General features: G+C 68.1%; 12 protein-coding genes and 1 tRNA gene. 6 read left to right on the forward strand and 7 right to left on the reverse strand.

The window, feature by feature from the left end:
* The first annotated feature begins 96 nt into the window (after positions 1 to 96).
* From AAAZ40_RS06650 to AAAZ40_RS06670, 5 genes are read left to right on the forward strand one after another with little or no spacing between them, the layout of a single operon-like run.
* Positions 97 to 1383, forward strand: coding sequence for a M16 family metallopeptidase (locus tag AAAZ40_RS06650; protein WP_476659630.1), 1287 nt, complete (start codon positions 97 to 99; stop codon positions 1381 to 1383).
* On the forward strand, positions 1380 to 2762 hold the full coding sequence (locus AAAZ40_RS06655) for a M16 family metallopeptidase (protein ID WP_476659631.1): 1383 nt from the start codon (positions 1380 to 1382) through the stop codon (positions 2760 to 2762). Before AAAZ40_RS06650 ends, AAAZ40_RS06655 begins: the two co-directional genes overlap by 4 nt.
* Positions 2759 to 3409, forward strand: a complete 651-nt coding sequence (gene rsmD / locus AAAZ40_RS06660) for a 16S rRNA (guanine(966)-N(2))-methyltransferase RsmD (RefSeq protein ID WP_476659632.1) — start codon at positions 2759 to 2761, stop codon at positions 3407 to 3409. The genes AAAZ40_RS06655 and rsmD overlap by 4 nt, the downstream gene beginning before the upstream one ends.
* Positions 3406 to 3957 (forward strand): pantetheine-phosphate adenylyltransferase, encoded by a 552-nt coding sequence (gene coaD, locus AAAZ40_RS06665; protein WP_476659633.1) that lies wholly within the window; start codon positions 3406 to 3408, stop codon positions 3955 to 3957. The genes rsmD and coaD overlap by 4 nt, the downstream gene beginning before the upstream one ends.
* A 13-nt stretch (positions 3958 to 3970) precedes the next feature.
* Positions 3971 to 4237 (forward strand): YfhL family 4Fe-4S dicluster ferredoxin, encoded by a 267-nt coding sequence (locus AAAZ40_RS06670; RefSeq protein WP_476659634.1) that lies wholly within the window; start codon positions 3971 to 3973, stop codon positions 4235 to 4237.
* 43 nt (positions 4238 to 4280) lie between these two features.
* On the opposite strand, the gene pth is transcribed toward AAAZ40_RS06670, so the two are convergent.
* From pth to AAAZ40_RS06705, 7 genes are all read right to left on the reverse strand, one after another.
* The gene (pth, locus tag AAAZ40_RS06675; RefSeq protein WP_476659635.1) at positions 4281 to 4898 is read right to left on the reverse strand and encodes an aminoacyl-tRNA hydrolase; all 618 of its coding nucleotides are present in this window, start codon (positions 4896 to 4898) and stop codon (positions 4281 to 4283) included.
* 27 nt (positions 4899 to 4925) lie between these two features.
* Entirely contained in the window at positions 4926 to 5549 is a 624-nt protein-coding gene (locus AAAZ40_RS06680) for a 50S ribosomal protein L25/general stress protein Ctc (protein WP_476659636.1), read from the reverse strand.
* A gap of 119 nt (positions 5550 to 5668) precedes the next feature.
* Positions 5669 to 6652 carry a ribose-phosphate pyrophosphokinase gene (locus tag AAAZ40_RS06685; RefSeq protein ID WP_476659637.1) on the reverse strand — a complete coding sequence of 328 codons (984 nt, stop codon included), beginning with the start codon at positions 6650 to 6652 and terminating at the stop codon, positions 5669 to 5671.
* A gap of 27 nt (positions 6653 to 6679) precedes the next feature.
* A tRNA-Gln gene (locus AAAZ40_RS06690) sits at positions 6680 to 6756 on the reverse strand.
* Positions 6757 to 6853: 97 nt separating this feature from the next.
* Positions 6854 to 7726, reverse strand: coding sequence for a 4-(cytidine 5'-diphospho)-2-C-methyl-D-erythritol kinase (gene ispE, locus AAAZ40_RS06695; protein WP_476661707.1), 873 nt, complete (start codon positions 7724 to 7726; stop codon positions 6854 to 6856).
* Between the two features lie 40 nt (positions 7727 to 7766).
* On the reverse strand, positions 7767 to 8327 hold the full coding sequence (locus AAAZ40_RS06700) for a lipoprotein insertase outer membrane protein LolB (protein WP_476659638.1): 561 nt from the start codon (positions 8325 to 8327) through the stop codon (positions 7767 to 7769).
* Positions 8324 to 10180: a tetratricopeptide repeat protein gene (locus AAAZ40_RS06705; RefSeq protein ID WP_476659639.1), complete on the reverse strand. Its 1857-nt coding sequence runs from the start codon at positions 10178 to 10180 to the stop codon at positions 8324 to 8326. Before AAAZ40_RS06705 ends, AAAZ40_RS06700 begins: the two co-directional genes overlap by 4 nt.
* A gap of 80 nt (positions 10181 to 10260) precedes the next feature.
* Between AAAZ40_RS06705 and mutM the strand changes: the two genes are divergently transcribed.
* On the forward strand, positions 10261 to 11076 hold the full coding sequence (gene mutM / locus AAAZ40_RS06710) for a bifunctional DNA-formamidopyrimidine glycosylase/DNA-(apurinic or apyrimidinic site) lyase (RefSeq protein ID WP_476659640.1): 816 nt from the start codon (positions 10261 to 10263) through the stop codon (positions 11074 to 11076).
* The last annotated feature ends 31 nt before the right edge of the window (positions 11077 to 11107 follow it).

Below are 11107 nucleotides of genomic sequence, written 5' to 3' on the forward strand. Positions count from 1 at the left end.
TGGTCGCAGCGCTTGGCCTTGTGCCGCTGGCGTGGGTTCGGGTCGCTGGCGGCGTGGGCGGCGCTGGTCGCACTGCTGCTGGCCCCGCTCCCGTCCATGGCCCAAACGCAACAGTTCACCCTGGCCAACGGCCTGACGCTGATCGTGCTGCCGGATCGGCGCGCCCCCACGGTGCTGCATTCGCTTTGGCTGCGCGCCGGCTCCATGGACGAGGTCGATGGCCTCTCGGGCGTGGCGCACGTGGTCGAGCACATGCTTTTCAAGGGCACGCCGACGGTGGCGGAGGGCGAAATCTCGCGCCTGGTGGCGGCCATGGGCGGGAGCGACAACGCCTTCGTCAGCCGCGATGTGACCGCTTACCACCAGCAAGTTCCGGCGGCGCGCCTGCCCGACGTGATGCGTCTGGAAGCGGACCGCTTTGCGAACAACGTCTGGCCCGACGCGGCTTTTCAACGCGAGATGCAAGTCATCAAGGAAGAGCGGCGCCAAATGGTGGAGGAGTCGGCGCAGTCGCGCTTTTTTGAAGTGTTCATGGCCAGCGCCTGGCTGGCGCACCCGTACCGCCGCCCGATCATCGGCTGGATGAGCGATTTGCAGTCGCTTGCGCCCGACGACGCGCGCGCTTTTTTCCGCCAGTGGTACGTGCCTGGCAACGCGGCGGTGGTGGTGGTGGGCGACGTGGACGTGGCTCAGGTGCGGGCCTGGGCCGAGCGCTACTACGGCGCGATCCCGGCACGCGCCGTGCCGGAGCGCAAACCCCAGACCGAGCCCGCGCAGCGCGGCCAGCGCCGCATCGAGTACCGGGGCCGCACCGACCGGCCCTTGGTGGTGTTGGGTTACCGGGTGCCGCAACTGGCGCACCCCGACGCGACCGACGCCGACAGCGTCGACGCGCTGGCCCTGCTGTTGCTGGCTGGGGTGCTCGACGGCCACAGCGCCGCGCGCCTGGAGCGCCAGTTGGTGCAAGGGCAGGGTGGGCGCCGGTTGGCGGTGGACGTGAGCGCTTCGTTTCAATACCTCGGGCGCGGGCCACAGTTGTTCCTGCTGCTGGGCACACCCGCGGACGGCGTCAGCCCGGCCGAGCTGGAGGCCGCCTTGCAGGCCGAGATTGCCCGCGTGGCACGCGAGGGCGTGAGCGAAGCCGAATTGCGCCGCGTGCGCAACCAGTGGCTGGCGCGCGAAGTGTTCGGGCGCGACTCGCTCTTTGCCCAGGCGCGCTTGCTGGGCAGCTATTGGGCGCAGGGCTGGCCGAGCGACAGCGCCGAGCGTTTGCAGGCGCGCCTGCAAGCCATTACGCCGCAGCAGGTGCAGGCAGTGGCGGCGCGCCACTTTGCCGCGCAGCAGCTCACCGTGGGCGTGTTGTTGCCCGAGGTGCAACCATGAAAGCGCACAGCATGTCAGAAACCGTGGCGGACGCGGCTGTGTGCTCCCTTCTGCGCGGCTGGCTGGTCGCTGCCCTGGCCTGGTGCGTGTTGGCGCTAGCCCCGGCCTGGGCGGCACCGACGATCGAGCATTGGGTGCAGCCCAGCGGGGCGCGGGTGTTCTTGGTCAGCAACGCCAGCTTGCCGATGCTGGACGTGCAAATCGACCTCGACGCCGGCAACCGGCGCGACCCAGCGCACCAAGCCGGCTTGGCGGCGGCCACGGCGGCGTTGCTGCGCTCGGGCGCGCTCGCGTACGGCAGCCGCCCAGAGCTGGACGAAAACGCCTTGGCCGAAGCCTGGGCCGACCTCGGCGCGCAGTTCAGCGCCAGCGCCACGCGCGACCGCCTTTCCTTGCGCTTGCGCAGCCTGAGCCAGCCCGACTTGCTGCAAGCCGCACAAGACCTGTTGGCGCAGCAGCTGGCGGTACCGGCTTTTGCGCCACCGGTTTGGCAGCGCGAGCGCCAGCGCTGGGTGGCGCGCTGGCGTCACAGCCAGACCGAACCCGATGTGCTGGCCGAGCAACTGTTCACCCAGGCGGTCTATGGCAGCCACCCCTACGGCCAGTTGGCCCGGCCCGAGACCTGGGCCGCGATCGAGGCCACCGACGTGCGCGCCTTCTGGCAGCGCCACGCCCAGGCTTGCCTGGCGCGCGTGACCCTGGTGGGCGACATCAGCCGCGCGCGCGCCGACGCGTTGGTGCAGGCACTGCTGGCAGGCTGGCAGGCACACGGCTGCAGCGCTTTGCCCGCCGTGCCCGAAGTGCCTGCGCTCACACAAGCGCGCGGCATCGAACAGGCCTTTGCGGTAGCGCAAACGCAGATTCTGCTCGGCCAGCCGGGCCTGTCGCGGCGCAACCCGGACTTCATGGCCTTCATGGTTGCCAACCACATTCTGGGCGGCAGCGGCTTTAGCTCGCGCCTGATGCAAGAGGTGCGCGAACGCCGTGGCCTGACCTACGACATCCACAGCCGCTTCGTACCGGGCCGCCACGCCGGAGCTTTCCAGGTGGCTACCACGACCGAGCCGCAGCGTGCGCGCGCTGCGCTTGAGCTGGTGCAGGAACAGGTGCAGCGCTTCGTGGCCGAAGGCCCCACGGCGCAAGAGCTGGCGCACGCGCAAGCGACGCTGATCAACGGCTTTGCGCTGCGCCTCGACAGCAACCGCGAACAGCTCGAGCAAGTCGCCGCCATCGCCTGGCACGAGCTGCCGCTGGACCACTTGCAGACCTGGAGCGCGCAGGTGGCGGCGCTGGATGCGGCCCAGGTGCGGCGTGCGGCGCAGCGCGTGCTGCAACCCGAGCGCATGGTGACGGTGCTTTTTGGGAGCCCAGCGCCATGAGGCGGCCGCAGCCCGCGGGCCCAGCCGGTCAGCCAGCCACCCGCCCAAGCGCGCGTGCATCTTCCCGGCCCGCGGGCACGGTGCGCCTGATCGGCGGCCTGTACAAGCGCCGCAAGCTGGCGGTAGCCAACCATCCGGGTCTGCGCCCGACGCCGGATCGGGTGCGTGAAACGCTCTTCAATTGGCTGGGGCAAGACCTGTACGGCTTGCGCTGCCTCGACGCCTTTGCCGGCACCGGGGCGCTGGGTCTGGAAGCGGCCTCGCGCCGCGCGAGCGCGGTTTGCCTGCTGGAGCGCGACCCGGCGCTGGTGCAGGCGCTGCGCGCCCACGTGCAGCACCTCGGCGCGGTGCAGGTGCAAGTGCAGCAAGCCGATGCGCTGGCCTGGATGGCGGCGGCCACGCCGGGCGCGTGGGATGTGGTGTTTCTCGATCCGCCTTTTGCCGCTGCGACGGCGGGCGGCGTGTACCTGCGCGCCCTGGCCCTGGCGCGGCCGCTGCTGGCGCCAGACGGCCTCGTTTACCTCGAGGCCCCGCTGCCTTGGAGCGACGCCATGCTCGAGCCCTTGGGTCTGCGCCTGCAACGCCAGGGCCGGGCCGGGCAGGTGCACTACCATTTGCTGGCTGCGGCGCATAATGCAGCCCCATGAGCCGCTCTGCATCCACCAAAGCCACCACCGCCAAAGCCGCTGCCAAGCCCGCCACTGAGGCGCGGCTGGCGGTCTATGGCGGCACCTTCGACCCGCTCACCCTGGGGCATGAAGACGTGATCGCGCGCGCTGCGCGCCTGTTCGACCAGCTCATCGTGGCCGTGGCGGCGGCGCACCACAAGAAAACCCAGTTCACGCTCGAGCAGCGCCTGAGCCTGGCGCGCCAGAGTCTGGCCGAATGGCCCCAGGTGCGCGTGCTGCCCTTCGATGGGCTGATCATGGACTTTTGCCGCCAGCACGGTGCCACGGCGGTGGTGCGCGGCATCCGCAACGCCAGCGACTTCGACTACGAGGCCCAGATGGCGGCCATGAACCGCAAGCTGCTGCCCACGGTCGAAACCGTGTTCGTGCTGCCACAGCCGGAACTGCAGTGCATCTCCAGCACCCTGGTGCGCGAGATCGCCAAACTGGGCGGCGACGTCTCGGCGCTGGTCAACCCGGCGGTGGCGGCGCAGTTGCGCAGCGCCCACAGCGCCGCGCTGCATTGAAAGGGCGGCGCGCATGGCCCTGACGATCACCGCCGAGTGCATCAACTGCGACGTCTGCGAACCGGTGTGCCCAAATCAGGCGATTTCGATGGGCCCTGAGCACTACCAGATCGACCCGGCGCGCTGCACCGAATGCGTGGGCCACTTCGAGCAGCCCCAGTGTGTCGAGCTCTGCCCGGTGCAGTGCATTCCGGTGCACCCGCAGCACATCGAAGACCGCAGCAGCCTGGAGCGCAAATACCGGCGCTTGACGGCGGCCACCAGCCCCTGCGGCGCTTGACGTCCCCTGAAGGCTCCAAGGGGGGTTGACAGGCTTTGAATTTCTAGTGCGCAGCTGGCGGCGGCAGGCGCGGCGGCTTGGGGCGCACCGGTCTGGTGGTGTGTATGGCCGCAGTGGCGCGCTCCACTTGGCCGGCCAGCAGATCGGGCAGGGAGGCCAGCGAGCGCTCGATCGCCGCGTCGATGGCGCTGCGCTGCTCGGGGGCCGGTTTTTTGAGCACCCAGTGCACGACCTCGGCTTTGTGGCCGGGGTGCCCGATGCCGATGCGCAGCCGCCAATAATCGGCGCTGCCCAGTTGGGCGTGGATGTCGCGCAGGCCGTTGTGGCCGGCGTGACCGCCGCCGCGTTTGAGCTTGACCTCGCCGGGGGGCAGGTCGAGTTCGTCGTGGGCGACCAGAATCTGCTGCGGCTCGATCTTGTAAAAACGTGCCAACGCCGCCACCGCCTGGCCGCTGCGGTTCATGTAGGTGCTGGGCTCGAGCAGCCAAAGCGTGTGCTCGCCCACTTGGGTGCGGGCGGCGCGGCCAAAAAAGCTGCGCTCGGGGCGCAACTCGGCCTTGAGCGCGCCCGCCGCCGCTTCCAGCCACCAGGCGCCGGCGTTGTGGCGCGTATCGTGGTATTCGGGCCCGGGGTTGCCCAGGCCCACCAACAGCTTGTACATGAGCGCAGCCGCGCAGACGGCTGCGGGTTACTTCTTCTTCTTGGCTTTTTTGTCGCCAGCCGCAGAGGCCACCGGCGCCACGATGACTTCTTCCACCGGCTCGACCATGGTGGCCAGCGTCGGGTTCGGTTTGCCATGCGTGACCAGCTTGACGCCTGGGGGCAGCCTGAGGTCGTTGGCGTGGATGGCTTGGCCCTTGACGGCTTGGCCCAGATCGACTTCGATGAACTCGGGCAATTGGATCGCCAGGCACTCGATCTCGACTTCGGTGAGCACGTGGTTGACGGTGCAGCGGTCGATCTTCACGGCCGGCGAGGTGTCGGCGTTGATGAAGTGCAGCGGCACCTTCTTGTGCAGGCGCGTCTTGTCATCGACGCGCTGAAAATCCACATGCAGCACCAGCGGTTTGAAGGGGTGGTACTGGACGTCGCGCAGCAGCACCTTGTGCACCGCCCCGCCCAGCTCCATGTCCAGCACGCTGGCGTGGAAGCTCTCTTTGTGCACCGCGTGCCACAGGGCGTTGTGGTCGAGTTCGATGGCGATGGGCTGTTGCTCACCACCAAAGACGATGGCCGGCGTGCGACCCGAGTTGCGCAGACGGCGGCTCGCACCCGTACCCTGCGTGTTGCGCTCAAAAGCGACAAATTTCATGCTCTGACTCCTGCTAGGGCCCGGCCGCGACCAGCTCTGAACCCTGATTGAAAAAAACGCCTCGCGCCCAGGAAGCGGGCGCTGGCGCTGACGGTGCTTGCCGTTGCCGCTGGCGGGGATTAGTCGCTGTCGGTGTCGGCAAACAAACTCATCACCGACTCGCCGGTGGCAATGCGCGCCATGGTTTCGGCCATCAGCGGCGCCACCGAGAGTTGGCGGATCTTGGGGCAGGCCTGCGCCGCCTGGCTCAGGGGGATGGTGTTGGTCACCACCACCTCGTCGAGCGCGCCGCCCTTGGCGATGCGTTCGATCGCCGGCCCGGAAAAAATGGCGTGGCTGCAATAGGCATAGACGCTCTTGGCGCCGCGCTCCTTGAGCACCTCGGCGGCCTTGGTCAGGGTGCCGGCGGTGTCGATCATGTCGTCCATGATGACGCAGTTGCGGCCTTCGATGTCGCCGATCACGTGCATGACTTCGGACACATTGGGCTTGGGGCGGCGCTTGTCGATGATGGCCATGTCGCAGTCGAGCTGCTTGGCCAGCGCGCGCGCGCGCACCACGCCACCGACGTCGGGCGAGACCACGAGCAGGTTTTCGTAATTCTTGGCGCGCAGATCGCTCAGCAGCACCGGCGAGGCGTAGATGTTGTCGACCGGGATGTCGAAGAAGCCCTGAATCTGGTCGGCGTGCAAGTCCATGGTCAGGACGCGGTTGACGCCCACCACTTGCAGCATGTTGGCCACCACTTTGGCGCTGATCGGCACCCGGCGCGAGCGCGGACGCCGGTCTTGGCGTGCGTAGCCGAAATAGGGGATGACGGCGGAGATGCTGACGGCCGAGGCGCGCTTGAGCGCATCGACCATGATCAGCAGCTCCATCAGGTTTTCGTTCGTGGGCGCGCAGGTGGACTGGATCACGAACACGTGGCGGGCGCGCACGTTTTGTGTGATCTCGACCGTGACTTCGCCGTCGGAGAAGCGCCCGATGCTGGCCGCACCGAGCGGCGACTGGAGGTGCTGCGCGATTTCGGCCGCCAATACCGGGTTGGAGTTGCCGGTAAAGATCATGAAATCCGGTGCGTGCACGGGGGTTTGAATTTGCATGGAAAAACCGGCGCAGATAGAAGTATTTGGCAGGGGAGGAAGGATTCGAACCCTCGAATGCCGGAATCAAAATCCGGTGCCTTAACCAACTTGGCGACTCCCCTACACGGGTAACAAACCGAAGGCTTGCCACCGAATGCAGTGCTGGAACTGTAGCTTCGTGCTGAACAGAGCTTGCGATTATAGCCGTAAAAACCGCTATCAGCGCTCGCACCACCCAAACAGCGGATGTTCCTGCAAATTGCTGCAACACCTAGCGACCCAGTGTCCGGGCAGGTCGGCAACGCGGTATCGCGCGTTGCCGCCTGGCGCCAAGGGCGCAAACACCGCACTGCCCGAGCCGCTCATGCGCGCTTCGAGCCCGTGCTCGGCCATCCAGCGCAGGCCCAGAGCGATGTCGGGGCACAACTCGATGGCCACGGGCTGCAAATCGTTACCAAACAGCCCAGCCGTGGGGTTTGCAGCAAAGTCGGCGATTTTAGCTCGGGGTGTATCCCTTTTTAGGGCCGGGTGCGCAAAAATATCCGGGGTCGAGGCCCCGCTGGGGGGTTTGAGCACCAGGTAGCGTGCGGGCTGCAGATCGATGGGCTGCAGCGTGTCACCGATGCCTTCAACCCAGGCGTTGCGCCCGCCCAGAAAGAACGGCACGTCGGCCCCGAGTGTGAGGCCGATGCGCTGCAGATCGGCCCCATTCAGCCCCAAGCCCCAGAGGCGGTTGAGCGCGAGCAAGGTGCTGGCGGCGTCCGACGAGCCGCCACCCAAGCCGGCTTGCTGCGGTATCTGTTTGTCGAGCGCGATCTGTGCACCCCACGTGCAGCCGGTGGCGCTTTGCAGCGCCCGCGCGGCGCGCAGCACGAGGTCGTTGGCCGGCAGGGCTTGCTCGGGCTTGAGGTCTGGGTTGAGGTCCAAGCGGCTGATCTGGCCGCCACTGCGGCGCTCGAAGTGCAGGGTGTCGCACCAGTCGATGAGCATGAACACCGACTGCAACAGGTGGTAGCCGTCGGCGCGCCGGCCCACGATGTGCAAAAACAGGTTGAGCTTGGCCGGAGCCGGCACGTCGAGCAGCTGGCGCAGGGTCATAAGGAGGGCGCTAAATGGAGGCGGAGGCTGAGTCTCAATGCAGGATCAAGCGCAGCTCGACCGCCGGCGTGGGCAGCCAGCGCCGCGCCTGCAGGCGGCCTTGGGCATGGCGCGACAGATCGGCCTGCCAGCCTTCGATCTGGACCTGCTGCCCGCGCAGCCAAGCAAACAGGGCCGGCAGCGGCAGCGCGACACCAGTCAGGGCGGCGCTGAGCTCGTCCATGTGCGCAAAAACGCTGGTGCGCCCGTTGTGCAGCAGCAGCGCCTGCTGGGCGTCCCACTGGGCGTGCGCCACCCTTTGCCCTAGGGGGCTTGATAGGCTGAGGCTGCCGCTGTCGGCGTTGCCCCAGAGCTCAAAGTTGGCGCTGAAGTGCTGCACGGGTTCGGTTTCGATGCTCAGCGCCAAGCGTCCACTCCAGTGGGTGCGCTCGGGTTCGGGCGTGGGCTGCGTGGTGCAGAGGGGCTCATCGGTTGGCTGGTCTTGGGCGGCTGGGCGCAGGGGCACCGGGCTGGCGCAGCCCGCGAGCGCGGTCAGCGCACCCAAACCCAGTGCAAGCACGCACCGGCGGCGGCGCAACGGGGTGGATCGGTTCATGGCTGGGCCTGCAGCCGGCGCAGGGTTTGCAGCAGGGTGTCGTTATCGGGGTTGATCTGCAGCCCCAGGCGCCAAACGGCCAGCGCCTGCTCACGCTGCCCCAGCACCCAGTGCACCTCGCCCAGGTGGGCGGCGATCTCGGCATCGGGCAGGCGCTCGAAAGCCATTTTTAGCAAGCGCAGCGCGTCGGCGTGGTTGCCCAAGCGGAACTCGACCCAGCCCATGCTGTCGAGGATGTAGGCGTCGTTGGGGTCAACCGCCAGCGCTTTTTCGATCAGCGAGCGCGCCTCTTGCAGGCGCAGGTTGCGGTCGGCCAGTGAATAGCCCAGCGCGTTGTAAGCGTGGTGGTAGTCGGGGTGGCGCTGCATCAGCAGGCGCAGCATCTGCTCCATGGCCTCGTACTGGCCGGCGCGCTTGGCGGTGAGGGCTTTTTCGTAGAGCAGGTCGGGGTCGTCGGGGAATTGCTGCATCGCTTGGCCGTAGATTTGCAGCGCCTGTTCGTACTGGCCGATGTCGCGCAGCAGCTGGGCTTCGGCCACCAGCTTGCGCCGCGCTTGGGCGTCGTCTGGCTCGGGTTGCTCGCGCAGCAGCTGGCGCGCCGCCTCGACCTGGCCTTGGCGCGCCAGCAGGTGCGCGCGCCGCAGTTGCAGCGCAAAACCAGCTTCCTCGGGGTTGGGAATGCGCTCGAGCCAAGCTTGGGCGGCGGCCCAATCGCGCTGCCATTCGGCCAGTTGGGCCAGGTGCAGGTAGGCTTGGGTGCGGCCACGAGCCGCTTGTTCGGCTGGCTGGCCGGGGGCCAGTTCGAGGTAGCGCAGCAGGGCCGTGCGGGCCGGGCCGGGCCGGCGCGAATTCGTCTGCAAAATGCCTTGCAGCAGCCAAGCCGGGGCCAGATCGGGGGCGCGCTCGGTCAGCAGGCGCAGCTCGCGCTGGGCGTCGGAGACGCGCCGCAGCTCGAGCAAGCTCTGCACGTAGGCGAGGTGGAGGTCGTGGCGCTGGGCCGCGCCGGCGGCGTCGGTGCGCTCGAGGTAGGCGCGCAGCAGCGCTTCGGCCAGTACGCTTTGGTGTGGCAACAGATCCAGTGCCAAGGTGGCGCCGTGCACCGAATCGGCCTGCAGCTGCAGCGCCTGTTGCGCGGCTTGCAGCGCCGCCCGGTGGTTGCCCTGCAGCAAGTCCATGCGCCCCAAGGCGGCGTGCGCGGTGGCTGCGGTGGCGGGGTCGGCCAGCGCCGCTTGCAGCGCTTCATGCACCACACGCCGGGCGGCAGCGCGGTCGCTCAGGCGGCCCAGCGTGGCCGGGATGGCGCTGATGATGTCGTGGCGCCGCTCGATCGGGGTCATCTGAATCAGGCGCTGCAGCACCGGGCCAATTTCGCCCGGGCGGTTGAGGGCCAGCAAGATCTGCAGCTGAAAGCGCAACGGCTCATCGCTGTCTGGAAAAGCGCGCGACCAATCGCGGGCGGCGTTGAAGGCGGAATTGCCGGCCCGGCTTTGCAGCGCCATGTCAACCGCGCGCCTGAACAGCTCGGGGCGCTGCAGGCGCACGGCGGCGTCGAGCATGAGGGAGTGCGCGCCGCCCGGGTCGCCGCGCTGGAATTTGAATTCGGCGAGCAGCAGCTGGTAGAAGGTGTCGGCATCGAGCGCGGTGGGCGGGCCGGGAAACTGCAGCTCGAGCGCGGGTGCGCTCGGCTGGCTGGCCGGTTGCGCGGCCGCCGGGCCGTGCCCAAAACCGAGCAGCAGCAGGGCCGCCAGAGCGGCGACCCAGCCAAACCGCCGTCGGATGGCTTGGCCCACAAGGGCGGCAGCAGGAGTAGGGGCAGGGGGGAAGGCCAAGCGCATGATCCCATGATAATTCATGCGCTGCAACTGCGTTCTGCCAGCCGCGTTCCGCCAGCCCGATCCGTGGGTGGCCTCAACCTTTTACCCAAGCCTGCACCATGCCCGAACTGCCCGAAGTCGAAACCACGCGCCTGAGCATTGCCGAGCGGCTGCAGGGCGCCCGCATCGAGCGCATCGAAATGGGCAAGGCGCTGCGTTGGCCTCTGGGGGTGGCGCCCGAGGCGCTGCTGCAACGGTGCGTGCGCGCGGTGCGACGGCGCGGCAAGTACCTGTTGCTCGATCTGGATCAGGGCTTGTTGATGTTGCATCTGGGGATGTCGGGCAGCCTGCGTCTGGCCACGGCTCTGCCACCCCGGGGTCCGCACGACCATTTTGATTTGCACACCAACCGAGGCGTGCTGCGCCTGCACGACCCGCGCCGTTTCGGGGCGGTGGTCTATGCCGAGGGCGAATCCGACCCGGTGGCGCGCAAGCTCTTGGGCCGTCTCGGGGTGGAGCCGCTCTCGGGCGACTTTGAGCCCGAGGCCTTTTATGCCGCCTTGCGCCAGCGCCGCGCCAGCATCAAGCAGGTGCTGCTGGCGGGCGCGGTGGTGGTGGGGGTGGGCAACATTTACGCTTGCGAGGCGCTGTTTGTGGCCGGCATCCGCCCCACGGCGGTGGCGGCGCGCTTGAGCCGCGCGCGGGTGCAGCGGCTGCACGTCGCGATCGTGCAGGTGCTGCAACAGGCGCTGCAAGCCGGGGGCAGCAGCTTGCGCAACTACTCCAACGCCGACGGGCAGAGCGGCTACTTCCAACTGCAGACCCAAGTGTATGACCGTGCCGGGCAGCCATGCCGGGTCTGTGGTCGCCCGATTCGGCTGCTGCGCCAGGCTCAGCGCTCGAGCTATTACTGCGTGCATTGTCAAAAAGCCTGATCTGTGCAGGTTCTGGGGCAGCCTGAGCAGG

The organism is Serpentinimonas sp. SMBJO2 (assembly GCF_056341105.1).

Coding starts and splice junctions, on each gene's coding strand:
- AAAZ40_RS06670 (WP_476659634.1), top strand. CDS start 3,971: ATGGCCCTGACGATCACCGCCGAGTGCATCAACTGCGACGTCTGCGAA.
- AAAZ40_RS06705 (WP_476659639.1), bottom strand. CDS start 10,180: ATGAATTATCATGGGATCATGCGCTTGGCCTTCCCCCCTGCCCCTACT.
- AAAZ40_RS06700 (WP_476659638.1), bottom strand. CDS start 8,327: ATGAACCGATCCACCCCGTTGCGCCGCCGCCGGTGCGTGCTTGCACTG.
- rsmD (WP_476659632.1), top strand. CDS start 2,759: ATGAGGCGGCCGCAGCCCGCGGGCCCAGCCGGTCAGCCAGCCACCCGC.
- mutM (WP_476659640.1), top strand. CDS start 10,261: ATGCCCGAACTGCCCGAAGTCGAAACCACGCGCCTGAGCATTGCCGAG.
- AAAZ40_RS06655 (WP_476659631.1), top strand. CDS start 1,380: ATGAAAGCGCACAGCATGTCAGAAACCGTGGCGGACGCGGCTGTGTGC.
- pth (WP_476659635.1), bottom strand. CDS start 4,898: ATGTACAAGCTGTTGGTGGGCCTGGGCAACCCCGGGCCCGAATACCAC.
- AAAZ40_RS06650 (WP_476659630.1), top strand. CDS start 97: ATGGCCCAAACGCAACAGTTCACCCTGGCCAACGGCCTGACGCTGATC.
- AAAZ40_RS06680 (WP_476659636.1), bottom strand. CDS start 5,549: ATGAAATTTGTCGCTTTTGAGCGCAACACGCAGGGTACGGGTGCGAGC.
- AAAZ40_RS06685 (WP_476659637.1), bottom strand. CDS start 6,652: ATGCAAATTCAAACCCCCGTGCACGCACCGGATTTCATGATCTTTACC.
- coaD (WP_476659633.1), top strand. CDS start 3,406: ATGAGCCGCTCTGCATCCACCAAAGCCACCACCGCCAAAGCCGCTGCC.